Source organism: Celeribacter arenosi, from assembly GCF_039539485.1.
Classification (GTDB): Bacteria; Pseudomonadota; Alphaproteobacteria; order Rhodobacterales; family Rhodobacteraceae; genus Celeribacter; species Celeribacter arenosi.
Genome location: NZ_BAABDF010000007.1, coordinates 162,866 through 189,228, shown reverse-complemented (window position 1 = coordinate 189,228; position 26,363 = coordinate 162,866). Strand labels below are relative to the sequence as shown.

General features: G+C 58.7%; 23 protein-coding genes and 1 riboswitch. Of the genes, 13 read left to right on the top strand and 10 right to left on the bottom strand.

Annotated features, from left to right (window positions below):
• Positions 1-12 precede the first annotated feature (12 nt).
• The 4 genes from ABD815_RS08545 to trxC form a co-directional block, all read right to left on the bottom strand.
• Positions 13-810: a transglutaminase family protein gene (locus ABD815_RS08545; RefSeq protein WP_344846314.1), complete on the bottom strand. Its 798-nt coding sequence runs from the start codon at positions 808-810 to the stop codon at positions 13-15.
• 4 nt (positions 811-814) lie between these two features.
• Complete coding sequence (locus ABD815_RS08540; RefSeq protein WP_344848587.1) at positions 815-1,756, bottom strand: alpha-E domain-containing protein; 942 nt, start codon at positions 1,754-1,756, stop codon at positions 815-817.
• Positions 1,757-1,761: 5 nt separating this feature from the next.
• Positions 1,762-3,183: a circularly permuted type 2 ATP-grasp protein gene (locus tag ABD815_RS08535; protein WP_344846312.1), complete on the bottom strand. Its 1,422-nt coding sequence runs from the start codon at positions 3,181-3,183 to the stop codon at positions 1,762-1,764.
• 212 nt (positions 3,184-3,395) lie between these two features.
• On the bottom strand, positions 3,396-3,854 hold the full coding sequence (gene trxC, locus ABD815_RS08530; protein WP_344846310.1) for a thioredoxin TrxC: 459 nt from the start codon (positions 3,852-3,854) through the stop codon (positions 3,396-3,398).
• Between the two features lie 68 nt (positions 3,855-3,922).
• Between trxC and ABD815_RS08525 the strand changes: the two genes are divergently transcribed.
• Positions 3,923-4,105, top strand: a complete 183-nt coding sequence (locus tag ABD815_RS08525; protein ID WP_344846308.1) for a hypothetical protein — start codon at positions 3,923-3,925, stop codon at positions 4,103-4,105.
• A 21-nt stretch (positions 4,106-4,126) separates the two neighbouring features.
• Here the strand turns inward: ABD815_RS08525 and gcvP are convergent, their stop codons facing one another.
• The 4 genes from gcvP to gltX form a co-directional block, all read right to left on the bottom strand.
• Positions 4,127-6,979: an aminomethyl-transferring glycine dehydrogenase gene (gene gcvP / locus ABD815_RS08520; protein WP_344846307.1), complete on the bottom strand. Its 2,853-nt coding sequence runs from the start codon at positions 6,977-6,979 to the stop codon at positions 4,127-4,129.
• Between the two features lie 14 nt (positions 6,980-6,993).
• Entirely contained in the window at positions 6,994-7,365 is a 372-nt protein-coding gene (gene gcvH / locus ABD815_RS08515; protein ID WP_344846305.1) for a glycine cleavage system protein GcvH, read from the bottom strand.
• A 27-nt stretch (positions 7,366-7,392) separates the two neighbouring features.
• A complete protein-coding gene (gene gcvT / locus ABD815_RS08510; RefSeq protein WP_344846303.1) occupies positions 7,393-8,508 on the bottom strand; it encodes a glycine cleavage system aminomethyltransferase GcvT in 1,116 nt (371 codons plus the stop codon).
• Positions 8,509-8,639: 131 nt separating this feature from the next.
• A riboswitch (glycine riboswitch) is annotated at positions 8,640-8,734 on the bottom strand.
• Between the two features lie 129 nt (positions 8,735-8,863).
• Positions 8,864-10,186, bottom strand: a complete 1,323-nt coding sequence (gltX, locus tag ABD815_RS08505; RefSeq protein ID WP_344846301.1) for a glutamate--tRNA ligase — start codon at positions 10,184-10,186, stop codon at positions 8,864-8,866.
• A gap of 99 nt (positions 10,187-10,285) precedes the next feature.
• Between gltX and ABD815_RS08500 the strand changes: the two genes are divergently transcribed.
• The 4 genes from ABD815_RS08500 to ABD815_RS08485 all read left to right on the top strand — a co-directional run bounded on the left by ABD815_RS08500 (position 10,286) and on the right by ABD815_RS08485 (position 13,611).
• On the top strand, positions 10,286-10,696 hold the full coding sequence (locus tag ABD815_RS08500) for a metallopeptidase family protein (protein ID WP_344846299.1): 411 nt from the start codon (positions 10,286-10,288) through the stop codon (positions 10,694-10,696).
• A gap of 78 nt (positions 10,697-10,774) precedes the next feature.
• Positions 10,775-11,695, top strand: a complete 921-nt coding sequence (locus tag ABD815_RS08495) for an MBL fold metallo-hydrolase (RefSeq protein WP_344846298.1) — start codon at positions 10,775-10,777, stop codon at positions 11,693-11,695.
• Between the two features lie 126 nt (positions 11,696-11,821).
• Positions 11,822-12,772, top strand: a complete 951-nt coding sequence (locus ABD815_RS08490; RefSeq protein WP_344846296.1) for a 1-phosphofructokinase family hexose kinase — start codon at positions 11,822-11,824, stop codon at positions 12,770-12,772.
• Between the two features lie 59 nt (positions 12,773-12,831).
• Positions 12,832-13,611: an SDR family NAD(P)-dependent oxidoreductase gene (locus tag ABD815_RS08485; protein WP_344846294.1), complete on the top strand. Its 780-nt coding sequence runs from the start codon at positions 12,832-12,834 to the stop codon at positions 13,609-13,611.
• Positions 13,612-13,616: 5 nt separating this feature from the next.
• Here the strand turns inward: ABD815_RS08485 and ABD815_RS08480 are convergent, their stop codons facing one another.
• A complete protein-coding gene (locus ABD815_RS08480) occupies positions 13,617-15,275 on the bottom strand; it encodes an NAD+ synthase (RefSeq protein ID WP_344846292.1) in 1,659 nt (552 codons plus the stop codon).
• A gap of 233 nt (positions 15,276-15,508) precedes the next feature.
• On the opposite strand from ABD815_RS08480, the gene ABD815_RS08475 reads away from it, so the two are divergent.
• A complete protein-coding gene (locus ABD815_RS08475; protein ID WP_344848584.1) occupies positions 15,509-16,924 on the top strand; it encodes an MORN repeat-containing protein in 1,416 nt (471 codons plus the stop codon).
• Between the two features lie 9 nt (positions 16,925-16,933).
• Here the strand turns inward: ABD815_RS08475 and ABD815_RS08470 are convergent, their stop codons facing one another.
• Positions 16,934-17,608 (bottom strand): SDR family NAD(P)-dependent oxidoreductase, encoded by a 675-nt coding sequence (locus ABD815_RS08470; protein WP_344846290.1) that lies wholly within the window; start codon positions 17,606-17,608, stop codon positions 16,934-16,936.
• Positions 17,609-17,852: 244 nt separating this feature from the next.
• On the opposite strand from ABD815_RS08470, the gene ABD815_RS08465 reads away from it, so the two are divergent.
• From ABD815_RS08465 to ABD815_RS08435, 7 genes are all read left to right on the top strand, one after another.
• Complete coding sequence (locus tag ABD815_RS08465) at positions 17,853-19,430, top strand: 2-isopropylmalate synthase (protein WP_344846288.1); 1,578 nt, start codon at positions 17,853-17,855, stop codon at positions 19,428-19,430.
• Between the two features lie 381 nt (positions 19,431-19,811).
• Positions 19,812-20,849: a rod shape-determining protein gene (locus ABD815_RS08460; RefSeq protein WP_344846286.1), complete on the top strand. Its 1,038-nt coding sequence runs from the start codon at positions 19,812-19,814 to the stop codon at positions 20,847-20,849.
• Between the two features lie 59 nt (positions 20,850-20,908).
• Positions 20,909-21,841, top strand: a complete 933-nt coding sequence (gene mreC / locus ABD815_RS08455) for a rod shape-determining protein MreC (RefSeq protein ID WP_344846284.1) — start codon at positions 20,909-20,911, stop codon at positions 21,839-21,841.
• Positions 21,834-22,373 carry a rod shape-determining protein MreD gene (locus ABD815_RS08450; RefSeq protein WP_344846282.1) on the top strand — a complete coding sequence of 180 codons (540 nt, stop codon included), beginning with the start codon at positions 21,834-21,836 and terminating at the stop codon, positions 22,371-22,373. The genes mreC and ABD815_RS08450 overlap by 8 nt, the downstream gene beginning before the upstream one ends.
• Positions 22,370-24,289: a penicillin-binding protein 2 gene (mrdA, locus tag ABD815_RS08445; protein WP_344846280.1), complete on the top strand. Its 1,920-nt coding sequence runs from the start codon at positions 22,370-22,372 to the stop codon at positions 24,287-24,289. Before ABD815_RS08450 ends, mrdA begins: the two co-directional genes overlap by 4 nt.
• The gene (rodA, locus tag ABD815_RS08440; RefSeq protein WP_344846278.1) at positions 24,286-25,434 is read left to right on the top strand and encodes a rod shape-determining protein RodA; all 1,149 of its coding nucleotides are present in this window, start codon (positions 24,286-24,288) and stop codon (positions 25,432-25,434) included. Before mrdA ends, rodA begins: the two co-directional genes overlap by 4 nt.
• A complete protein-coding gene (locus ABD815_RS08435) occupies positions 25,431-26,363 on the top strand; it encodes a 2-hydroxyacid dehydrogenase (protein ID WP_344846277.1) in 933 nt (310 codons plus the stop codon). The genes rodA and ABD815_RS08435 overlap by 4 nt, the downstream gene beginning before the upstream one ends.

The window sequence follows — 26,363 nt, the reverse complement described above, 5'->3', positions numbered from 1 at the left end:
CGGTAATTCCCGTTACTGCTGCGCGACTTCTATTTCGACGCTGAGCTCTTCGCCTTTGCCGCCCACTCGCGTTCCTGATACGGGAGCGGCATCTGAATAGTCCAGCCCCGTCGCGACACGGACGTAACGTTCATCAGGCGAGATGCCGTTTGAAACGTCAAACCCGACCCACCCGAGACCGTCCACATGCGCCTCGGCCCATGCGTGCATCGCGTCCTGTACCGTCCGGTCGTCCAGCATCAGATAGCCCGACACATATCGCGCCGGAAATCCCATAGCGCGGGCGCAGGCGATAAAGATGTGTGCGTGATCCTGACACACGCCTTTACCCGCCTCCAATGCATCCTCGGCGGACCAATCAGACATCGATGACCCGACTTCATAGGCCACGGTATCGCGAATTCGGTCCTTTAGCGCGTGCAATTCGGCAAGATCCCCCTCGCCTTCCAAGTCGCGGATCAGCGCCTTGGCTGCGGACCGCGCTTTGGTGCGTGGCGTTTCGCGCTGAAATAGCCACAGGGGTGCGGGACCTAAATGCCGGCCAAGTACGCCATGCGTGTTGGTCAGCTCCACCTCTCCCTGTGAGGTGACCGTGAGAACCTTTGCCCCACGATCAATACTGATCAGTTCGACAACATTGTTATGGTGATCGTCGTAGGATAGCTCGCTGCGCCCGCCCTCAATGGTCGTTGACCAATGGATCACCGACTGCTGGTGGGATGATTTGGGCGTTTTGCGCAATTGCTGCAGGCCTGACTTCACAGGCTCTTCGAAACGGTAGGTCGTTTTGTGCAGAATGTTCAATCGCATGACATCACTCATAGAACCTGTAATCGATTTCGATTTGTTGCGCGAGTTCCCGGAATTGCCCGAGCATTTTCTGGATGAACTCGTGGAGACCGTAATCGAAAACAGCTTCGATATCGTGCGAAAGATACATTCGCTCCATATGCGAGACCAATTTCTGGCTCGGCAGGCTTTGCCCTGTTCCGGACCCCAAATGGGTCAGGTTCTCGCGCAGCTTGCGCGTGCAAAAGGCCAGAGATCGCGGCATGCGCCGGTCCAACACGAGGAAATCGGCGATTTCCTGTGGCCCTGCCCCGCCACCATATTCCATCCGGAACCCGCCCCGTGCCGACACAGACCGCAGGATCGTTTCCCACTGCACGTTATCGAGAGATGTCCCCACCGCCGAAACGGACGGCAGTAGCACATAGTATTTCACATCAAGAATCCGCGCCGTGTTGTCCGCACGTTCCAAAAAGGTGCCAATACGGGCGAAATCATAGATCTCGTTGCGCATCATCGTCCCGTGCGTCATCCCGCGCACCAGTGCCGCGCGCTGCCGGATCGCCCCCAGAACTTTCGGCAAATCGCGTTCGCTCACCTTGCGGGCCAACAACTCCCGCGCCGCCATATAGGCCGCGTTCGTCGCTTCCCAGACTTCGCCGGTGAGTGCCGTTCGAACGAGGCGCGCGTTATGGCGCGCAGAGTTCATGCATGACAGGACCGAGGAGCCGTTTGTTTTCGAACGAAGAAGATAGTCGATGACATCGTCTTTGTTGACGTCGTCATATTCTTCCTTGAACGCTTCATATGCGCCCGCGGATTGCAGAATGGATTTCCATTCGTCATCGGCATCGCCCAACCGCGTCAGCGCAATCCGCTGACCGGTCTCGATCAAACGAGCGGTATTTTCTGCCCGCTCCAGATAACGGAACATCCAAAAAAGACCGTTGGCGGTTTTTCCAAGCATCGCCATCAGTCCTCCAAAACCCAAGTGTCTTTGGTGCCGCCGCCCTGCGATGAGTTCACCACGAGTGAACCGCTTTTCAACGCGACACGGGTCAACCCGCCCGGCGTCACACGAATGCCCTCCGGACTAACCAGCACAAAGGGGCGCAAATCCACGTGACGCGGCGCCAATCCGTTGCGCGTAAAGATCGGTACGGTGGACAAGGCAAGCGTAGGTTGTGCGATGTAATTTGCCGGACGCGCCGAAAGTTTCTTGCGGAAGGTCGCGATTTCCTTTTTGGACGCCGTCGGGCCGATCAGCATCCCGTAGCCACCTGACCCGTGCACCTCTTTGACCACCAATTCTTCGAGGTGCTCAAGGACATATGCCAAGGCATCAGGTTCAGAACACCGCCACGTTGGAACGTTCTGCAGCAACGGTCGCTCACCGGTATAGAACTCAACGATTTCAGGCATATAGCTGTAGATCGCTTTATCATCGGCGATGCCTGTCCCCGGCGCGTTGGCAATCGTAATCCCGCCGGAACGGTAGACATCCATAATACCGGGAATGCCGAGCGAGCTTTCAGGATTGAAATTCAAGGGATCGATGTACTCGTCATCAACACGACGATACAAAACATCAATCGGCTTGTAGCCGCGTGTCGTGCGCATCGCGACTTTTCCATCGACGACACGGAGGTCATTGCCTTCGACCAACTCGACGCCCATTTGGTCGGCGAGGAACGCGTGCTCGAAATAGGCAGAGTTGAAAATGCCCGGAGTCAGCACTGCGACAACCGGCTTTCCCTCAACCCGATTGGGCGCACAGGCGGCAAGAGACCGGCGAAGGTCGGATGGGTAGGATTGGACCTGTTGCACGCGATTGCGCGAAAACAGCTCTGGGAACATCTGGAGCATCGTCTCGCGATTTTCGAGCATATAGGACACGCCCGACGGCGTGCGCGCATTATCCTCCAGCACAAAAAAGTCGCCCGGCCCCGTGCGCACCAAATCGATGCCAACGATATGGGTGTAGACCCCACCGGGAGGCTCGACACCAATCATATGCGGTTCGAACGCGATATTTCTCGAAATCATTTCGGCCGGAATCCGGCCCGCTTTGATGATCTCTTGCTTGTGATAAATGTCGTAGAGGAATGCGTTGATCGCGCGAACGCGCTGCTCGATACCGCGCGTCAGTTTTTGCCATTCGGCGTTCGAAATGATCCGCGGAATAATGTCGAACGGGATCAAACGCTCTTCGGCTTCGGCGCGACCATAAACGTTAAATGTAATGCCGGTCAGGCGAAAAAGGTCCTCGGCTTCGCGTTGCTTTGCGCGCAGCCGCCCGAGGTCTTCACCACTGAACCAAGCGTCAAAACCGCGATATGGATCCCGCAGGGTTTCGTCCTGCCCCCACATCTCGTCGAATACAGGTGTTGTCATATTTTGATCCCCATACCCAAACTAGACACGAGGTCGCTAGGGAGGATCAAGCCCCCATCGCATATCTAAGCCTTCAATCGGGCTACATTTTTTACCGCACAAAAAGTAGTCACGCGCAATTGGGACAGGGTATCACATGCCGCACAGCGCGGATTGGACCCCGCACCGCCGCCAATCTGTCGCCGCACTGAAAGAGATTGCGCGCGATGCCTTTAGCGCGGCAGTTTTCCGTTTTCTTCGACAAAGGCCACGATATCACGCGCCGGACGCGCGCCTGCGATCCGGCCCACCTCTTTGCCACCCTGATAGAGGATCAGCGCCGGAATGCCGCGGATGTTTTTCTTCATTGATACTGCCGGATGGTCTTCGGTGTTGATTTTGGCAAAACGCGCGCGGCCCTTTAGCGCCTGAGACGCTTTTGCAAATTCGGGGGCCATCATCCGGCACGGTCCGCACCACGGCGCCCAGAAATCCACCAGCACCGGCAGGTCGTCTTTTTTGGACAGCGCATCGAGCGTTCTTGGGTCCAGTTCCTTGACCTTACCGTCCAGCAATGGCTCGCCACAGGTGCCACATTTCGCACCACTTCCGAGCCGGTCCACAGGAACCCGATTGACCTGACCGCAGGTTGTGCAGGCACATTTGACGTCGGTTTTGTCGAGCAGAGCCATGCAGGCCTCCTTTATATTCTCTTGATTGAATATATATAAAGCTGGGCCTTAACTTCAAGAGGCCGCAGATGACCCCGTTCCGTGATCTCCCGCGAGAAATCCAGACCAGCCTGCGTGACGCTTACGCCGCCGAGATGGCGCTGCAGACCACGACCTGTTCACTCGACGAAAAAATCAGACGGTTCGCCGCATGGCTGGCCCCGCAAGGGATCAGCTTTGAAGCAAACGATCTACCGCAAAAGCGTGGGTGAGCCGGACCAGAGTCCTGCCGGCTATTCCGCGGCTTCGATGTAGCTCTCGACCGGCGGGCAGGAGCATACGAGATTGCGATCGCCATAGGCGTTATCGACCCGTCCGACGGGTGGCCAATATTTGTCCACCTTGAACGCACCGGGAGGGAAACACCCCTGCTCACGGCTATAGGGACGATCCCAATCGGCAACCAAATCGCCCACAGTGTGAGGCGCGTTGACCAAAGGATTGTTGTCCTTTGGCATCTCGCCCGTCTCGACCTGCGCGAGCTCCGCGCGGATCGACAACATCGCCTCGCAAAAACGGTCCAGCTCCGCCTTGGGTTCACTCTCCGTGGGTTCGATCATCAGCGTGCCCGCCACCGGCCAACTCATCGTTGGCGCGTGGAAACCGCTATCGATCAGACGCTTGGCAATATCGTCCACACTCGTATCCGTCGCCTCGCAGATCGCGCGCGGGTCGACGATGCACTCATGCGCCACGAACCCTTCACGCCCCTTGAACAGCACCGGAAAAGCCCCGTCCAAACGTGCCGCGATGTAGTTGGCGTTCAGGATCGCCACCTTGGTTGCCTGCGTCAGACCTTCGCCGCCCATCAACATGCAATAGGCCCATGAGATCGGCAGGATCGACGCGGAGCCGAAGGTGGCCGCAGAGACCGCCCCCTCTGCGTCCGGTGCGCCGTCCACGGGCGCGCCTGGCAAGAACCGCGCGAGGTGCTTTTTCACACCAATCGGCCCCATGCCCGGCCCGCCGCCGCCATGCGGGATACAGAAGGTTTTGTGCAAGTTGAGGTGGCTCACGTCCGACCCGATGTCACCGGGCTTGGCCAATCCAACCAAGGCGTTCAGGTTCGCACCATCCAGATAAACCTGCCCGCCATGATCATGCGTGATCTGGCAGACTTCGCGCACAGATTCCTCGAAAACCCCGTGGGTCGAAGGGTAGGTGATCATGCACGCAGCGAGGCGATCACCTGCCGCCGCCGCCTTTGTACGGAAATCGTCCAGATCAATGTCGCCATTGGCAGCCGATTTAACGACCACAACCTTCATCCCGCACATCTGCGCAGAGGCCGGATTGGTGCCATGGGCGCTCACGGGGATCAGGCAGATATTGCGCGCTCCCTGCCCGTTCGCACGGTGGTAGGCCATGATCGTCAAAAGCCCCGCATACTCGCCCTGCGCGCCCGAATTGGGCTGCATCGACATCGCGTCATAGCCGGTGATTTCGCAAAGCTTCGCAGAGAGATCATCGATCATCTGCGAATAGCCCTCTGTCTGATCCGCAGGGGCATAGGGGTGCAACGCGTTGAATTCAGGCCATGTAATCGGCATCATCTCGACGGCTGCGTTGAGCTTCATCGTGCAGGACCCAAGCGGGATCATAGTGCGATCCAGCGCCAGATCACGGTCTGCAAGGCGGCGCATATAACGCATCATTTCCGCTTCCGCGCGGTTCATCCCAAAGATCGGGTGTGTCAGATACTCGCTGACACGCTGCAACTTTGACGGCACAGCGACTGCGGGGATCGCCGCAGGCACCTCTGCGTCGCGGCCAAACGCGCGCCAGACCTTTTCGATGATTTGCGCATCCGTCGTCTCGTCGACCGAGATTCCGATCCGGTTTTTACCGATCTTGCGCAGGTTGATCCCTTCGGCGACCGCCGAACGCAGGATCACGCCCTGCATTGCGCCGACTTCGACCGTGAAGGTGTCGAAAAACGCTTTGGGTGCGATGTTAAAGCCATCGGCACGCAGCCCTTCGGCCAAACGCACAGCGTTGAAATGTACGCGCTCACCAATCGCGCGCAGGCCTGCAGGACCATGAAAAACCGCATAAAACGACGCCATGACCGCGAGCAACGCTTGCGCGGTACAGACGTTGGATGTTGCTTTTTCACGGCGAATATGTTGCTCGCGCGTTTGCAGGCTGAGCCGGTAGGCACGTTCGCCACGGGAATCGACGGAGACGCCCACAATCCGCCCGGGCATGGAGCGTTTCATGTCGTCACGACAGGACATGAAGGCCGCGTGGGGTCCGCCGAACCCCAAAGGGACGCCAAACCGCTGCGCTGATCCAACCGCAATATCTGCGCCCAGCGCGCCGGGTTCTTTGAGCATCGTGAGTGCCAAAAGATCGGTAGCCATGATCGCCACGGCTTTGGCTTCATGCAGGGCGGAGATCTGCGCCGAGAAATCAGGGATGTCACCGAAGGTACCCGGATACTGGAAAATCGCGCCGAATACTTTGGCCGCATCCAGTTCATTCGGGGCGCCAACGATAATTTCGATTCCGAGCGGCGCGGCGCGCGTTTTCATGACGGCAATGTTCTGAGCGTGGCAATTTTCGTCCACGAAGAAGCGCGTCATTTTCGATTTCGACACGCGCTGCGCCATCGTCATCGCCTCTGCGCAGGCCGTGGCTTCGTCCAACAGCGATGCATTTGCGACCGGAAGGCCGGTCATATCCGACACCATCGTCTGGAAGTTCAACAGCGCCTCTAGACGCCCCTGTGCGATCTCCGGTTGATAGGGCGTGTAGGCGGTGTACCATGCCGGATTTTCAAGGATATTGCGCTGGATCGCGGGTGGCGTAACGGTGCCGTAATACCCCTGACCGATGAGCGAGGTCATGACCTTGTTTTGCCCCGCGACCTTGCGGATGTGGTCAAGCACCTCGAACTCCGTTTTCGGCTCCCATGTGAGAGGCGACATTTGCCGAATGCTCATCGGAACAGTGCGATCGATGAGCGCATCCAATGATGCCACGCCAATCGTCGCGAGCATTTCTTCCATCTCTGAAGGAGACGGGCCGATGTGGCGGCGATTGGCGAAATCGTAGGGATTATAGGTGCTTGGGGTATAGGTCACGGGGGTTGGTGTCCTTAGCCGATGTGCTTGTTGTAGGCCGCTTCGTCCATGTAGTCGTTGAGCGCGGACATATCTTCGATCTTCATTTTGAAGAACCACGCCTCGCCCATCGGATCATCGTTGATCTTGGACGGTTCGTTCACGAGCACTTCGTTGACTTCCATGATCTCGCCGTCGAGCGGGGCGAGAATATCGGAGGCCGCTTTCACGCTTTCGATCACGACCACTTCGTCGTCTTTGGAAACAACCGTGCCCTCTTCGGGCAACTCGATAAAGACGATGTCGCCAAGCTGGGTCGCGGCATGTTCGGTGATCCCGACAACGATGAGGTCATCCTCAACGCGGAGCCATTCATGTTCTTCGGTGTATTTTGTATCGATGGTCATAGGATATCTCTTCTGCAGAATCGGACGTTAGCGTTTGTAGTTGGCAGGATGGAACGGAAGTGGCGCGACGTGAAGAGGCAAGCGCTTTCCACGCACCTCTCCCCACAGCGCCGTCCCTTCGGCTGCAAATCTCGTAGGCACATAACCCATAGCCACGGGCGCGCCGACTGTCGGGCCAAAGCCGCCCGAGGTAACCGTACCGATAGGCGTTTGCGCGGTCTCACTTTCAAATAGCACGACACCTTCTCGCATCGGGGCGCGCCCCTCGGGCAAGAGGCCGACGCGGATACGGGTGGGTTTACTATCGAGTTCGGCGAGAATCCTCTGTGCGCCGGGGAAACCGCCCGCACGTGCGCCACCGTTCCGGCGCACTTTCTGGATTGCCCATGCAATATTGCCCTCAACCGGACTCGTGGTGGTATCGATGTCGTGGCCGTAAAGGCAGAGCCCCGCTTCGAGACGCAGACTGTCACGCGCACCGAGGCCGATGGGTTCGACTTCCTCCATCGCGACGAGGCGCTCGGCCAGATCGACCGCTTCACCGGCGGGCAGGGAAATCTCGAACCCGTCTTCGCCGGTATATCCCGACCGCGAAATCCACCATTGCGACCCGTCAACATCAAATGCGCGGCTATCCATGAACCGCATATCCGAAACTTCGGGCACAATGCGCTCCAGCGCGGTTTGCGCGCTCGGGCCCTGCAGCGCGAGCAGCGCGCGATCAGTGATTTCGGTGACAGTGATCGTGTCGGGCAGGTGCGCGCGCAGGTGGGCGATATCGTCGACCTTGCAGGCCGCATTCACCACGAGAAACAGGTTTTCGCCGGTATTCGCGATCATCAAATCGTCCAGAATACCGCCGTCCTGGTTGGTGAAAATCCCATACCGCTGCCGACCCGCCTCAATCCCGATGACGCTGACAGGTACGAGGGCTTCCAATGCTTCGGCCACATCGGGACCGGCGAGGATGACCTGCCCCATGTGGCTCACATCGAACAGGCCCGCTGCGGCACGCGTGTGCAGATGTTCTTTCATCACGCCGAGAGGGTATTGTACCGGCATGTCGTATCCGGCGAAGGGGACCATTTTCGCACCCTGTGCGACATGGAAATCATATAATGGCGTACGTTGGTTATCGGCCATCGGGCCCTCCCCTGCGCCATAAGACGCGGCATGCATGACAGGGTTATCGCCTGCCCGATGCCCCCTCTGTCCTTTGCGCCTGAGATCGTTATCCCTTCGGCGGGTGCGCGTGCACCACTCTCCAGAGTTCTATCCTCGCGAAGGTCCTTGGGCCTGAGAGTTTACCGGGGCGGTTGCTCCTTCGGCACGCATCCCAAAAGGGGCGGCGTTCTCCCAACGCGAGATATTTCGCGGACGTTAGGCGAGGCATGGATTCGGGGCAAGAGCGATGTTTCCTATCGGAAACAGATTTTTCAAATCGCGTCACATGCCGCCGCCATACGGGTAGAATTCAACCCCGATTTCAGTCGCAGACCTAAAGCGAGGGCGCTTTCTGCAGGAGTGGCAAAACGTCCGCCATTTCCGGCCCGCGCTGCATGCCTGTGATCGCTTTGCGCAGGGGCATGAAGAGGCCTTTGCCTTTGCGACCTGTGGCTTCCTTTACGGCGCTCGTCCACTCTTTCCAAGTGTCGCCATTATAGGGGTGCGCGGGCAGCATGCTGAAGGCCGTGGCGATAAATTCGCGGTCTTCCTCGTCCACCAGAGGTGTCGCACCATCGCGGAACAGGGCCCACCAGGTCGCCATGTCACCTTTGACGGTGATGTTTTCACGCACAACGTTCCAGAATGCTTCGGCCTGATCTGCGGGCACACCGAGGGCCAGAACATCGTCTTTCACATCCGCAAAGGGGCGGGCGTGGTTAACTTGGGCTGTCAGGGGTTTGAGGTCTTCGGCGTCGAATTTCGTGGGCGCGGAGCCAAAGGTCGAAATGTCGAACCCTTCGATCAATTCGTCCATCGTGGTGCGCAATTCGACTGGCTGGGACGAGCCCAGACGCGCGAGAAGCGACAGCAACGCCATTGGTTCGATCCCTGCTGCGCGCAGATCGCGCAGCGCCAAGGTACCAAGGCGTTTGGAAAGCGCTTCACCCTGCGGACCGGTCAAAAGAGAATGGTGCGCGAAGGCCGGCGGCGTCGCGCCGAGCGCTTTGATGATCTGGATTTGCGTCGCGGTATTGGTCACGTGGTCGGAGCCGCGCACAACGTTAGTGATCCCGAAATCCACATCGTCGCAGACCGAGGCGAGTGTGTAGAGGAACTGGCCATCGGCACGGATCAAAACAGGATCGGAGACGGAAGCCGCATCAATCGACAAATCGCCCAGAATACCGTCAGTCCATTCAATCCGCTCGTGATCGAGCTTAAAGCGCCAAACACCGTCGCCGCGCTCGGCGCGCAGGGCATCCTTTTCGGCATCCGTCAGGTCGAGATGCGCGCGGTCGTAGACCGGCGGCTTGCCCATATTCAGTTGTTTTTTGCGTTTCAGATCGAGTTCGGTCGGCGTTTCGAAACACTCGTAAAACCGCCCCTTGGCGCGCAATTCATCGGCCGCAGACGTGTATCGATCCAGTCGATCAGACTGCTTTTCCACCCGATCCCACGTCAGACCGAGCCATTCGAGATCTTCCATGATCCCGTCCGCATATTCCTGCCTGGAACGCTCCGGATCGGTGTCATCAAGGCGCAGGATAAAGGTCCCGCCGTTCTTGCGCGCGATCAGGTAGTTCATCAACGCGGTGCGAAGGTTGCCGATGTGAATATATCCGGTGGGTGATGGCGCGAAACGTGTGACGGTCATGGGTGTCTCCTGTTGGCGCTTCCTCTTTCATATCGCACGCGAAGAGTCCATATCGGGGCGACGCGCAAAACCGCCACGCCAACCCGAATGGACCCCGCGATGACCCTCGAAGATGCCTATGCCCCCAACCTCGATGTTGTCGAACAAATCGCCCGCGCCACCATTGCCGACTTGCCCGAAGGATTTCGGGTTCTGGCAATGGGCCTGTCGCTGGCGGTGATGGACTTCGCGCCCGAAGATTTGCTCGCAGAAATCGGGATCGAAGACCCCTTTGAATTGACGGGCCTCTACACGGGTATTCCTCTCACCGAGAAATCCGTGATGGATCAGGCAACCGCGCCCGACACCATCTGGCTATTCCGCCGGCCTATTCTGGACGAATGGATCGCGCGGGGAAACGTGACGCTTCAGCAAATGGTGGCCCATGTCACGGTTCACGAGTTGGCGCACCATTTCGGATGGTCGGACGAAGACATTGCGACCATCGACAAATGGTGGGAATTCGACTGACGCGAAAACGCATCGCCTTCCATACCCGCCATGCTATACATGCAGAAGAATGCATGTTTTGAACGCAGGGAGGGCGACATGCCTAACACCAATTTTTCGCGCCGCCGTTTTCTAACCACCACTTTGGCGGCCCCGTTTGTCGCCTCTTTGCCGAGCATAGCACAGGCGGGCGCTCCCATGTTGGGCGCAGCACTTCCGCCCTACCGCCGCTTCATGCTCGGGTCCTTCGAGGTGACGACATTGCTGGCGGGCACGCGCGAGGTTCCCAATCCGCACAACATCTTTGGCATCAACGCCAGCGACGAAGACTTTGCTGCCGCCTCGGCGCAGAACCTGATCCCTGTCGACAGGACGCAAATGTTCTTTACGCCAACGCTGGTAAATACCGGGCCAGAACTCATCCTGTTTGACACCGGACTTTCCCCCACAGGCACCACAGCCGCACTGGAGGCCGCAGGATATACCACCGACCAAGTGGACCGCGTGGTCATCACCCATATGCACAGCGACCACTTTGGCGGGATTTTTGACGGCACCCCGACCTTTGGTAATGCGTCCTATGTGACGGGCGGCATCGAAATGGAGCATTGGGATTTCTCGGGCGACGAAGGATTTGAGGCCAAAGTCCGCCCCCTCGAGGATCAATTCGACCTGCTCGATGATGGCGATGATGTCGTCTCCGGCGTCACGGCGGTCGCCGCTTTCGGCCACACACCCGGGCATATGGCTTATCATTTGGAGAGCGACGGCAAACGCCTTCTGCTAGGCGCTGATTTCGCCAATCACTACGTATATTCCCTCGCCCATCCCGATTGGGAAATGCTCTTTGATGCCGACAGGGCGCAGGCGGCAAAGACGCGCAGGCATTTGTTGGACATGCTGGCGACGGACAAAATCCCCTTTGTGGGCTATCATATGCCGTTTCCGTCGTTGGGTTTCGTGGAAACCCGTGGCGATGGGTTCGCCTATGTGCCCGAAAGCTATCAGGTCATGCTCTGACATCGCATAGCGGGCATTCCAATTCATCACGCAGGATCTCTGTCGAACGTGACATGCATCAAAGTTGTTACCGCTATCCTGAGGCGATACTAATGCGACTGAATCGTTTGCAAGCGGGAGGCAGGGATGTCCGACATACTCACGGTGACGCTGAACCCGACCGTGGACCTGTCCACATCGGCTCCGAGCATTTCCGCCGGACCCAAGCTGCGCTGCACGACACCCAAAGCCGACCCGGGCGGCGGCGGGATCAACGTATCGCGCGCCATCCGTTTTCTGGGGGGCGACAGCACCGCGTTCATCGCCACCGGCGGCGAAACCGGCGCGCGACTTTTGCGCCTGCTGGCCGCTGAGGGGGTCAAATTCACGGCCTTTTCGGTGACCGGCGACACGCGCCAATCCATCGCCGTGACTGATAGCGGTACCGGCGAACAATATCGGTTCGTCATGCCCGGGCCCTATTGGAATGCCGACATGGTCGACGAAGCCCTTAGCGCGATCGATAGCGCTGCCGCGCGTGACGGAATTGTCATTCTGTCAGGTTCACAACCCCCCGGCGTACCCGTCGATTTCCCCGCCAGACTGTCCAACAGGCTGTCCTCGCACGGAGGCCGCCTGTTTGTGGATACCTCCGGCGAACCGCTCCACCTTTTGGTGCGCGAACCTGCGAACACATCGGTTCTGCGCATGGATGATGTCGAGGCCGAAGACCTCGCCGGGCGTGCGTTGCCGACGCGTCTGGACACCGCCGACTTTGCAACCAGTCTTGTTGAACGCGGCATCGCCGAAAACGTGATCATCGCGCGCGGCGCGGATGGGTCGACCTTGGCCAATAGCACGGGTCGTTGGCACTGTTCGCGCGCCGTTGACCCCGCCGAAGTGGTATCGGCTGTTGGGGCAGGCGACAGTTTTGTCGGGGCCTTCAGCCTCGCCCTCGCACGCGACGAAGACATCGTGGATGCACTCAAATTCGGGACTGCGGCGGCTTCGGCGGCCGTGATTACCGAAGGCACGGACCTGTGCTCTGCCGAAAACGTGGCCCGTTTTCTTCCGGGCTGCGAATTGACCACGCTCTAACGCTTGACGCTCGCCAAGGTGCGGTGCGAAGTTTCTTTCCTGTCAGGGGGAGGACACTCATGGATCTTGAGCTCGCAGGAAAACGTGCCGTGATTACGGGCGCGACAAAGGGGATCGGATTGGGCGTGGCGCGCGCGTTTGCGCGCGAGGGCGCAGATGTCGTCATCGTCGCCCGCTCACAGGCGTCGATAGATGACGCAGTCGCAGGCATCTCAAAAGACTTCGGGACAATCGCCACGGGCGTTGCCGCAGATGTAGCGACAGAAGCCGGTTGTGCGGATGTGCTGGCCCACGTGGCCGCGCTGGGTGGCTGCGATATTTTGGTCAATAACGCTGGCACCGGGTCGAACGAGACGATCCTTGAGGCGGGCGATGACAAATGGTTGGAGTATTGGAACCTTCACGTGATGGCGGCCGTTCGCCTCGCGCGGGGATTGGTCCCGCAGATGGCCACGCGCGGGGGCGGTGCCATCCTCAACAACGCCTCTATTTGTGCGGCCCAACCCCTCTGGTACGAGCCCATCTACAACGTGACAAAAGCCGCGTTGATGATGCTGTCCAAAACCATGTCGACCGAATTTATCCCGATGGGCATTCGTGTGAACTGCATCAACCCAGGCCTTGTTCGCACGCCGGACTGGGAAAACACCGCCCGCGAGCTTTCCGGCGAAAAATGGGAAGACTACCTGCAATCGGTCGCGGATGAACATGCGTCGATCAAACGGTTCGGGACGGTCGAAGAACTGGCCGATTTCTTTGTCTTTCTTTGCAGCCCCCGCGCGGCCTACTCGGTCGGATCGACCTACTTCGTGGATGGCGGGATGCTCAAAGGACTGTAGTGCCGTCAGCTTTCGTCGCGCCAGCGGTTCACAATCGGGTAGCGGCGGTCGAGCCAGAATGCCTTTGGCGTCAACCGCGTGCCCGGCGCGGATTGGAAGCGTTTGTATTCGCTGATGTACAGGAGGTGCTCGACCTTTTTAACGGTCGCACGATCAAACCCCTTTGCGACGAGATCGGAAACGCTCTCCTCGTGATCCACCAAGCCTTCGAGAATTGCATCGAGAATGTCGTACGGTGGTAGGCTGTCTTCGTCCTTTTGGTCGGGACGCAGTTCCGCAGAGGGGGGTTTATTGATGATTGATACGGGAATGACCTCGCCTTCGGGGCCCTTCATCCAATCGCGGTGGTTGGCATTGCGCCAACGGCAGGTCTCAAAAACCCGCATTTTGTACATGTCTTTGATCGGATTATAGCCGCCGTTCATGTCACCATAGATCGTCGCGTATCCAACGGCGACTTCGGATTTATTCCCTGTGGTCAGGACCATTTCACCGAATTTGTTCGACAACGCCATGAGGAGCAGTCCCCGCAGACGCGATTGGATATTTTCCTCGGTGATGTCGGCATCGCGACCCTCAAACAGTGGCGCAAGCGTGTCTGTGATCGCATCGCGCCCCGCCTTTATCGGCACAAAATTATACGTGCAGCCAAGGCGCTCCGCGATATCTTTGGCGTCGTCCAGCGAGCTTTGCGACGTGTATTCGGACGGCAGCATCACACAGCGTACGTTTTGCGCCCCGATGGCATCCACCGCAATTGTCGCCACGATGGCAGAATCAATGCCGCCCGACAGACCAAGCAGAACCTTTTTGAAACCGGTTTTGCCGAGGTAGTCGCGCAACGACAGAACCATGGCGTTATAGTCCTGCTCCCACACATCGCCGTGGTGCACGATGTCACCGTCTTGGGCGACCCAGCCGGACCCTTCGTTCACGAAGTCGACGTGGCGCAGAGCCTCGGCAAAAACCGGCAACTGATGGGCAACACGGCCATGGCGGTTCAAGACAAACGATCCGCCATCGTAGACCTGATCATCCTGCCCGCCCACGAGATTGAGATAGACAAGCGGCACATCATTTTCGGTGACACGGCTCACCATATGGGTCAGGCGGATGTCGAATTTGGCCCGGAAGTAGGGCGACCCGTTTGGCACCAACAGGATTTGCGCACCGCTTTCGACCTGCGCTTCCGCGACGTCTTCGTGCCACGCGTCTTCGCAAATCGGCATCCCGATGCGCAGTGGCCCAACCGCAACCGGCCCGTCAATCGGCCCCGATGCAAACACGCGCTTTTCATCAAAAACATTGAAGTTCGGGAGGTGGTGTTTACGCACAACATGGGCCACGCGCCCGTCCGAGAGAATCCAATAGCCGTTGTAGAGTTTGTCTCCATAGGCATATGGCCCTCCGACACCCATCGCCGGACCATCCAGCGTTAGCGCCGCGAGGTTTTCCATCTCCGCCATCGCTGCATTCACAAATGCCGGCTTCATCACCAAATCCTGCGGCTGGTAGCCGATCAGAAACAGTTCGGGAAACGCGATCATCTGCGCGCCCGCAGCCTTCGCTTCGGCGTAAGCCGTGCGTATCTTTTCTGCATTGGCGGAAATCGCACCCACTGTGGGATTCAGCTGCGCGAGGGTGAGACGGAAACTCTCGGTCATGTGAACAGGCTCTCTTTGCACTTCCTGTGCGCTTCAACTCGCGGTTTACCAGACTGAGCGGCAAGGGGAAGCCAACGCCACCAAAAACATTTGCGCCGGTCGGGCCGGTTGCCTAGGTTTGACCCGATCGGGGCGTGGGCACATTTGGGCGAACGCCGGTGGAAATTGGGACGGGAACACATCACGTGGCACGACTTTGTTCGACTTTGACCGTCACGGCGCTCTGCGCCGCGATGACATTGGCCAGCGCGGCTTATGCGCAGGACGACACCCGTGTGCAGACCCGTCAGTACGACGAAGGCGGCATTTACGAAGGCACGTTCAAAGACGGCGTCCAACACGGAACGGGCACCTATCGCCTGCCAAACGGGTTTGAATACACCGGAGAATGGATCGACGGTGAAATCCTCGGACAAGGCATTGCGCGATATCCCGATGGGTCTGTCTATGAGGGTGCCTTTGCCAAGGGCAAACCCGAAGGGTTCGGAAAAATCACTTTTGCGGATGGCAGCACCTACGAGGGCGATTGGGCGGATGGCCGCGCCTCGGGATCCGGCGTTGCGGTCTACGCAAACGGCATCCGGTATGAGGGCGGATTTCTCGCCGACAACCATCACGGTCAGGGTCGCATGGAAAGCCCGTCGGGATATGTCTACGAGGGCGCGTGGATCAATGGCGTCAAAGAGGGGAAGGGAAAGATCTCCTACCCCGAGGGCGCGATCTATGAGGGCGAGTTGAAAAACGACGAACGCGACGGCGCAGGCGTTTTGACTTTGCCCGAAGGCCTCATCCTCGATTGCCAATGGGCATCGGGACAATGTAACGGCACCGGAAAAATCACCCAGCCTAACGGCGACATTTACGAGGGTGATCTGGTCAACGGTAAACGTCAGGGCCAGGGAAAGGTCGTCTACGCCAACGGTGACATCTACGAAGGCGCCTTCGTTGACGACAAACGCCACGGTCAGGGCGCATTCACAGGGTCGGACGGCTACGTTTACCAAGGCCAATGGACCGAAGGCCGCATCGAAGGCATGGGGCGCGTCACCTATCCCGACGGCTCGGTCTACACCGGCGAATTTCTCGACGACCTGAGCCATGGCAAAGGCACAATCGTCTACCCCAACGGGACCAGCTACACCGGCGACTGGACCTATGGCGTTATTGAGGGCGAAGGCCGCGCCGAGTATGCCAACGGGCTGATCTATGAAGGCGAATTCAAGAACGCCCAGAACCACGGAAAAGGCAAAATGACCTATGCTGACGGCTTCATCTACGAAGGTGACTGGGTAGAGGGTCAGCGACAGGGCCAAGGCACGGCGACCTATGCGGACGGGACAGTTTACACCGGCGCGTTTGTCGCAGGGCAACGCGAAGGCATGGGCTCGATCACGATGCCGTCCGGATTTAGCTACACCGGCGAATGGAAGGCCGGCGAGATCAATGGCGAGGGCCGTGCGACCTACGCTAATGGTGATATCTACGAAGGCATGTTCGTCGCCGGAAAATCCAATGGCCGCGGCACAATCACCTATGCGGACGACGGGCGATCCGTGTCAGGGGACTGGGTCGAAGGCGCATTGGTCAACGAAGACGCACCAGAAACGCCCGCACAACCCGATGATACCGGCGAAGCCCCAGCGGAATAACTCCAACCCTCACCACGCCACAATATCGCCGCGCCAGTCGTAGAATTTGCCGGTGTCCTCAGGGCTGCGGGCCTCCATGACCTCGACCAAATGCTTCGCGGCTACTGCGGGCGGCATCGATTTGTGTGACCCTTGATAATCTGCGGTAAATGGCGTGGCGACTGTGCCCGGGTGGTATGCGTAGACGCAGGACTGTTTGAATTTTCGCGCCAACTCAATGGCCGCGCCATGCACGATCTGGTTCGCCGCCGCTTTCGCAGCGCGGTAGCTATACCACCCTCCCAAACGGTTATCGCCGATTGATCCGACACGGGCGGTCAGAACGACAACCTTGCTCGGCCGGTCACGGGGAAGAAGGTTTTCGATGTGCTGCAAAATCAACGCGGGGCCAATAGCGTTGATTGCGAATTGATCTGCCATGGCCTCTGCCGTCAGCGCCGCGAGAGATTTCTCCGGCGGGTGGCCCGCTCCATCGAGTTTTCCCGTGGCAATGACGATGCGATCGAACGGTCCTTCGAGATTGCCGAGTGCATTTGCGACGCTTTCGGGGTCGCTCACATCCAACCCGTCATCGCGGCGCGATAACCGCGTGACCGCCCACCCCATTTGCTCAAACTCGGACGCGGTGGCAGCACCAATGCCTCCCGATGATCCGATTACCAACGCGCGTTTTTTCTGTTCCATAATCCTAATACGCCCCAAACGCCTATCGAGTTCATTTTGGGGGTTTTCTTTGAACCCGCCGCGACTATAGTTTGGCCCCATGACGACTTTGGCACATATCCCTGCCCTGCCCACGTGCATTTGCACGGGCCGTCGTCGTGAGCTCCTCCTTCTTAGCTGCCTCTGAGCGTGCCTTTGGCGCGACCGCTCAGAGGTGACCATTGCGCCGGAACGCAGAGCTAAGGATCAAGAGAAAGACATTCCGATGACAAACGAGACCAAACAGGACCGCGTCCTGATATTCGATACGACGCTGCGCGATGGCGAACAAAGCCCGGGCGCCACGATGAGCCACAATGAGAAGTTGGAAATCGCCACGCTGCTCGACGAGATGGGCGTGGATATCATCGAGGCGGGTTTCCCGATTGCCTCGGAAGGTGATTTCCAAGCGGTCAGCGAAATCGCAAAGCTCTCCAAGAATGCGGTGATCTGTGGCCTCGCGCGGGCGAACTATAAAGACATTGATCGATGCTGGGAAGCGGTGAAGGGTGCCGCCCGTCCCCGCATTCACACCTTCATCGGCACCTCGCCGCAACACCGCGCGATTCCGAACCTGACTATGGACGCGATGGCCGACCGCATCCATGAAACGGTTTCTCATGCGCGAAACCTCTGTGACAATGTCCAATGGTCACCGATGGATGCGATCCGAACAGAGCATGACTACCTGTGCCGCACGGTTGAAATCGCGATCAAGGCCGGCGCGACCACCATCAACATCCCCGATACCGTCGGCTACACCACGCCGCGCGAGAGTGCCGACATCATCAAGATGCTGCTTGAGCGGGTTCCGGGTGCCGATGAAATCGTATTCGCGACCCATTGTCATAACGATCTGGGTATGGCGACCGCCAATGCCCTGGCGGCCGTTGACGCGGGCGCGCGCCAGATTGAGTGCACGATAAACGGCCTCGGCGAACGGGCGGGCAACACCGCGCTCGAAGAAGTTGTGATGGCGATGAAAGTGCGTGGCGACATCATGCCCTACCACACAGAAATCGACACGACGAAGATCATGAACCTGTCGCGCCGCGTGTCACAGGTCTCCGGCTTTGCGGTGCAATACAACAAAGCAATCGTGGGCAAAAACGCCTTTGCGCATGAAAGCGGCATCCATCAGGACGGCATGCTGAAAAGCGCCGACACCTTTGAGATCATGCGACCGCAGGACATCGGCCTGTCGGGCACGTCCCTGCCTCTCGGCAAACATTCCGGGCGTGCGGCCCTGCGCGCCAAACTGGGCGAGATGGGATATGAGTTGGGCGACAACCAACTCAAAGACGTTTTCGTGCGCTTCAAGGAACTCGCCGACCGCAAAAAGGAAGTCTACGACGAAGACCTCACAGCCCTGATGCGCGACTCGGGTGCCGGCGAACAGAACGAGCGGATCAAGGTCAAATTCCTGCGCGTCATCTGTGGCACGGAGGCTCCGCAATCGGCTGACCTGATCCTAGAAGTGGACGGCGTTGAGCGTCAGGAAACCTGTCAGGGCGATGGCCCGGTGGATGCCACGTTCAAGGCGATTAAGGAAATCTTCCCGACCTCTGCGCGCCTGCAGCTCTATCAGGTGCATGCGGTAACAGAGGGAACAGATGCACAGGCCACAGTGTCGGTGCGACTGGAGGAAGACGGCAAGATCGTCACGGGACAATCGGCAGATACCGACACGGTTGTGGCCTCTGCCAAAGCCTATGTGAATGCGCTCAATCGGCTGCTGGTGCGTCGCGAAAAAACCGGGCCGGATGCGGATGTGAAGATGGTGAAATACACCGACGTCGGCTAAGTCAAGAACAGGCCAATGCCGCCCCTCGGGGTGGCATTGGTGCTTTTTCGAGGTAATCGAATTGCAATTTTCGAGAACTTTAGCCTGCTGACACGGCACACAGGGCGAAGTTGAAACTTGTCATATTCGAACATTTTGACGCGAAAGAGCGGCTACTGCTCCCCCAATTTGTAATTCTGCCACTATTTGCTCTGGTCCGCCGCGCGGACATCGCGCGTTTTCGCCCTGTGAACGCGGCGCAATTGGCGGAAGGTCGCACAAATCTGGGCGCGGTGCTCTTTCAACTAAGCCAAGCCACTCTTATAAGATAGCGGGTCGGGGCCAGAATCTGTGGGTCCGATCATTGGCAAATGACAGGTTTCAAAGGCGGCGTAGGAACATATGGCTTGGTTTTCGGGTATCTTCTCTTCGGACATGGCGATTGACCTCGGGACGGCAAACACGCTCGTCTATGTCAAAGGCAAAGGCATTATTCTGAACGAACCTTCTGTGGTTGCCTACCACGTGAAAGATGGCCGCAAACAGGTTCTCGCCGTGGGCGCGGACGCAAAACACATGCTGGGTAAGACACCTGGGTCCATTCAGGCAATCCGCCCGATGCGGGATGGCGTGATCGCAGATTTCGATACCGCCGAAGAGATGATCAAACATTTCATCCGCAAAGTTCACAAGCGCACGACATTCTCGAAGCCAAAGATCATCGTCTGTGTCCCCCATGGCGCGACCCCAGTTGAAAAACGCGCGATCCGCCAATCGGTATTGAGTGCCGGTGCGCGGCGCGCAGGCCTCATCGCCGAACCGATCGCGGCGGCAATCGGAGCCGGCATGCCGATCACCGATCCGACGGGAAACATGGTCGTGGACATCGGCGGCGGCACGACCGAGGTCGCGGTGCTCTCGCTCGGCGACATCGTTTATGCGCGCTCTGTTCGTGTCGGCGGTGACCGCATGGATGACGCAATCATTTCCCACCTGCGCCGTCAGCAGAACTTGCTCATTGGCGAGGCCACGGCCGAGCGGATCAAAACCACAATCGGCACCGCCCGCATGCCCGACGACGGGCGCGGCGCGGTTCTGACCATCCGTGGGCGTGACCTTCTCAATGGTGTGCCCAAAGAAATTGAAATCAATCAGGCGCAGGTCGCAGAAGCGCTGGCCGAGCCCGTTCAGCAAATCTGTGAAGCTGTGATGACCGCTCTGGAAACCACTCCGCCGGACTTGGCGGCCGATATCGTCGACCGCGGTGTGATGCTGACAGGTGGCGGGGCGCTATTGGGCGAACTCGATCTGGCGCTGCGCGAACAGACAGGTCTGGCAATTTCGGTGGCCGATGAGTCACTGAATTGTGTAGCCTTGGGCACGGGAAAAGCGCTGGAGTATGAAAAGCAACTCCGGCATGTGATCGATTACGAAAGCTGACGGTCCGGCCCGCTCCGGCGGGCCATGGGCCACCCACCACCGGTTCTTGAAAGGCGCGTGTGGCCAGAGACAGAGGAAATGGCGACGACTATGTCCGCCCGATCCGGCGTTTGCTGGTCGGGCTGCTTGTCGTTGTGCTTTTCGGCCTCTTCATTCTCTGGCGCATTGATAGTCCGCGCGTCGAACGAATCCGCGCGCAGATGGTCGACCGTTTTGTGCCCTCGATGGAATGGGCTCTCGTGCCGGTGACGAAATTCGTCTCCATGGTCGAGAACTTCCAAAGCTATCAACGCATCTACGATCAGAACCAAGAGCTGCGCCGCGAGTTGCGTGACATGCAGGCATGGAAAGAGGCCGCCGTTCAACTCGAACAGCAGAACGCAAAGCTGCGTGCGCTCAATGCCGTGCAGGTCGACCCAAAGCTCACCACTGTTTCTGGGATTGTGCTCGCCGACAATGGATCTCCGTTCCGCCAATCCGTGCTCATCAATGTTGGCGCGCGCGACGGGATACGTGACGGATGGGCCACGACGGACGGTCTGGGCCTCGTCGGGCGGATTTCGGGCGTGGGCGAAAACACGTCGCGCGTGATCCTACTGACCGATTCCAACTCGCGTTTGCCGGTGACGATCCAGCCCTCGGGGCAGCGTGCGATCCTGTCGGGCGACAATTCTGCGCGTCCACCGTTGGACTTCATCGAAAGCCCGGAACTGGTGCGTCCCGGGGATCGTGTGGTGTCATCGGGCGACGGCGGCGTGTTCCCTCCTGATATTCTGATCGGGCAGGTTGCTCTGGGAACGGACCGGCGGCTGCGAGTAATATTGGCGGCAGATTACGAGCGGCTCGATTTTCTGCGCGTGTTGCGCACGCATGACGAAGAGAGAATCGAGGGGCCCGGTAGCCTGATCCTTCCCATGATCCCCGTCGAAACCTTTACCGAGGAAAACCCGACCGGAGATGCGGGCGAACAAGAGGACGCCGCCGATGGTTGATCCCCGCACGCTTCGCCGATGGCTGTACCGCATTGTCTTTGTCGCAATCGCGTTTGTCGCGGTCTTTATCTATGTTCTGCCCCTTCGCGTCGGATCAGCGCATTGGCCCGGTCCCGATCTCCTTTTGGCGCTGGCATTTGCCTGGGTCATGCGGCGTCCGGATTACGTGCCTGTCCTTTTGGTCGCGGTTGTCATGCTCACGGCCGACTTTGTGTTCATGCGGCCGCCCGGTCTATGGGCCGCGCTCAGCATCATTGGTTTGGAGTTTCTGCGCCGACGTGAACCTACGTCACGTGACCTGTCATTCCTTTTGGAATGGGCGATGGTTGCGGGGGTGATGTTGGCGATGGCCGTCGCCTATCGTCTTGTCCTCGCGATCTTCATGGTTGAACAGGCCACTTTGGGCCTCGTGATCCTTGGACAGGTTTCCACGCTTCTGGTCTATCCTTTGGTTGTTGTGGCCTCGACATGGGCGCTCGGGATCACCAAAATCACACCATCCGAAGCGGATGAGATGAGATCGCAGTCATGAAACGTTCGCCCGCAGACACCGCCGCCTCCGCCCGCAAGATCACCCGCCGTGCGCTCTTTCTCGGCGGCTCGCAGGCGGCGTTCATGGGCGTCCTTGGGTTGCGAATGCGGTACATGCAGGTCGAAAAGGCCGACCAGTTTCGCCTGCTCGCCGAAGAAAACCGGGTCAAAATCCGGCTTCTGCCACCGGCCCGCGGATTGATTTACGACCGCAATGGCAAAGTGCTGGCGGAAAACGAACAAACCTTCCGGATCGTGATCCGCAAAGAAGATGCCGCGCAACTCGATGAAGTTCTGGTCCAACTCGAAAAACTGATCGGGCTGTCGCAGGACGAGCAGGACCGCGTGCGTCGCGAATTGCGCAATGCAGGTCCATCGGTGCCTGTCACCATTGCCGACCGCCTGACATGGGAAGCCTTTTCAGCCGCCGCGGCCAACGGTCCGGCCCTCCCCGGTGTCACACCGGAGGTCGGCCTGTCGCGCCACTATCCTTTCTCGACGGACTTTGCGCATCTGGTTGGATACGTCGGGCCCGTGTCCGATTATGATCTGTCGAAAATGGACGTCATCGATCCGCTCTATCGCACGCCCAATTTCCAGATCGGGAAGTCCGGCGTGGAGGCGCGCCTCGAACAGGACCTCAAAGGTCACGCAGGCACGCTGCGGGTAGAGCAAAACGTGCACGGGCGAATTATTCGCGAACTTGACCGGCGCGAAGGCGACCCGGGCACGAATATCCAGATGACCGTAAATTCAGACCTGCAGCATTTTGTGCAGGCGCGCTTGTCAGGCGAGAGTGCAGCAGCGGTGGTTATGGATGTCGAAACCGGAGATGTGCTGGCCTCCGGGTCTACTCCTGCATTTGACCCGAACCTGTTCGTACGCGGGATTTCCGTGTCCAACTACAACGCGCTGCTGGAAAACAAATTCCGCCCCCTTCCCTCGAAATCGGTTCAGGGCGCATATCCTCCCGGCTCGACCTTTAAAATGGTTACCGCCTTGGCCGCATTGGAGGCGGGTGTGGTCAGTACCGATGAAACGGTTCGGTGCGTGGGCCATACAGAAGTTGGCGGAAGACGTTTCCATTGTTGGAAGCGGTCGGGCCATGGCAATATCAACCTCAGCAATTCGCTGCGCCATTCCTGCGACGTCTACTATTATGAGATGGCCCAGCGCACGGGCATCGAACGGATCGCGGAAATGGGCAGACGCCTCGGGCTCGGCGAGGCCTATGACCTGCCGCTTCCGGGTGTGAATTCGGGCCTGATGCCGGACAAGAGTTGGAAGCTCGCCAAACGGGGTGCCGATTGGGTTGTGGGCGACAGCCTCAATGCCTCTATCGGTCAGGGCTTTGTTCTGGCCACGCCGCTGCAGCTGGCCGTGATGAGTGCGCGGCTGGCGACGGGTCGCGAAATCGTGCCACGTCTGGTGAAATCCGTTGATAGTGAAGAGCAGCCGATCCGTGGTGGCGCCCCTCTCGGCATCAACGAAAATATGCTGCGCGCCGTCCGTCAAGGGATGTTCGAAGTGTCCAATTCGCCGCGCGGCACCGCCTATGCGTCACGCATCGCGGAGGCCTCAATGCGGATGGCGGGCAAGACAGGCACCAGTCAGGTGCGAAATGCCGTGGTGGATAACAAAGAGGTGCCGTGGGAGCAGCGTGATCACGCGCTTTTTGTCGCCTTCGCCCCCTTTGATGCCCCCAAATATGCGGTTTCGGTCGTGGTCGAACATGGCGGTGGCGGGTCGGCGGCGGCAGCACCCGTCGCGCGCGACCTCATGCTATTTGCCTTGCATGGCAAACTTCCCCCGCTCGACTCCTACCCATCGGGGCAACGCGAGCGCATTCGGGAATTGTTTGAATCCCTGCCGCTACAGAACCCGGATGACGCCGCTTCTGGGAGCAGCCGCGCGTGAGCTATCTCGAACATAATCTAAAGACGGTCCCGACCGGCCTGAGCAAAATTCTATACGTCAATTGGGCGCTCGTGGTTCTGCTCACCGCTGTGGCATGCGTTGGTTTCTTGATGCTCTACTCCAATGCGGGTGGCTCGTTCCTGCCTTGGGCGGAGCCGCAAATGAAACGCTTTGCCGCGGGTGTGTTTCTCATGCTGATGTTTGGCATGGTGCCAATCTGGTTTTGGCGAAATCTGGCGGGACTGGGGTATATCCTGTCTTTTACGCTGTTGGTTTTCGTGGAATTTTTTGGCGAAGTCGGCATGGGGGCCCAACGTTGGATCGACCTCGGATTTATGCGGCTGCAGCCCTCCGAATTGATGAAAATCTCGCTCGTTATGCTTTTGGCGGCCTATTACGACTGGCTCGACATCTCCAAAGTGTCACGACCGCTCTATGTGCTCATTCCCGCAGCGCTCATTCTTATCCCGACCATGCTGGTTCTCAGGCAGCCAGACTTGGGGACATCCATTCTGCTGATTGCCGGTGGCGCGATTGTCATGTTCGCAGCCGGCGTGAGTTGGTGGTATTTCGGGGCCGTCATCGGAGCCGTGGGCGGGTTGGTTGCTGCCGTATTGACCTCGCGCGGGACACCGTGGCAATTGCTCAAGGACTACCAGTACCTGCGCATTGACACCTTTCTGGACCCTTCGGCGGATCCATTGGGCGCAGGCTACCACATTACCCAATCCAAAATCGCCTTTGGGTCGGGGGGCTGGACGGGACGCGGATTTATGCAGTCGACCCAGTCACGCCTGAATTTTCTGCCCGAAAAACACACCGATTTCATCTTCACCACATTGGCCGAAGAGTTCGGGTTTCTCGGCGTCTTCTCACTTTTGATGCTCTACGCGCTCATCATCGGGTTCTGCCTCTTCTCGGCTATGGCGAACAAAGACAGGTTCGGATCGCTCGTCACGATCGGCATTTCTGCGACGTTCTTTTTGTTCTTTGCCGTGAACATGTCGATGGTGATGGGGCTTGCGCCTGTGGTTGGCGTGCCTTTGCCGCTGGTCTCTTATGGTGGGTCGGCCATGCTCGTCCTGCTCGCCGCATTCGGCATTGTCCAATCCGCCCATATTCACCGACCTCGGGGCCATAAATGACTTTGAACCTGTTGTTTTCTGCGCCGGAAGGCCGTTGGGCGAGCTATCGAAACGTCCTGCCGCGCGCCTGCGACGCCGCTGGATTGGATGTGAATCTGTCCCGCGATACCGCGCCCGGGGATGTGGACTACGTCGTTTATGCGCCCAATGACACAATGTCCGATTTCGCCCCCTTCACCCGCGCGAAAGCTGTGCTGAGCCTTTGGGCCGGTGTCGAAAAAATCATTTCCAATGAAACGCTCACACAGCCGCTAACGCGGATGGTTGATCCGGGTCTGCGCGAAGGCATGCGCGACTATATTGTGGGGCACGTCATGCGTTACCACCTCGGGATGGACGCCCATATCAATAACCCCGACCGTCTATGGGTTGCAGACGCGCCTCCTCTGGCCCGGCATCGGCGTGTGGGCATTCTCGGCCTTGGCGAGTTGGGGGCGTTTTGTGCCAGCGCGCTGTCAGAGCTCGGCTTCGATGTCGCAGGATGGTCGCGTCGTGAAAAGACGCTTACCGGTGTTACAACCTACGCAGGCGAGGACGGGTTGCGTGAAATTCTCAGCCGGTCCGAAATCCTCGTCCTCCTGCTTCCATCGACCCCCCAGACAGAGAACCTCTTTAGTGCGGAAGCTTTTGCACGGCTCCCGCGTGGCGCGCGCATCATCAATCCGGGCCGCGGAGCGTTGATCGATGATGACGCTCTACTCGCCGCCTTGGCCGCAGGGCGCGTGGCGCATGCGACATTGGACGTGTTTCGCCAAGAACCTCTGCCACGCGATCACCCGTTTTGGTCAGAGCCGCGCATTACCGTCACACCGCATATTGCGTCCGAGACCCGACCGGAAACGGCCAGCGAAGTTATAGCGCAAAACATCAAACGATCAGAGGCGGGTGAACCCCTCCTCTATCTCGTTGATCGCTCGGCAGGCTATTGA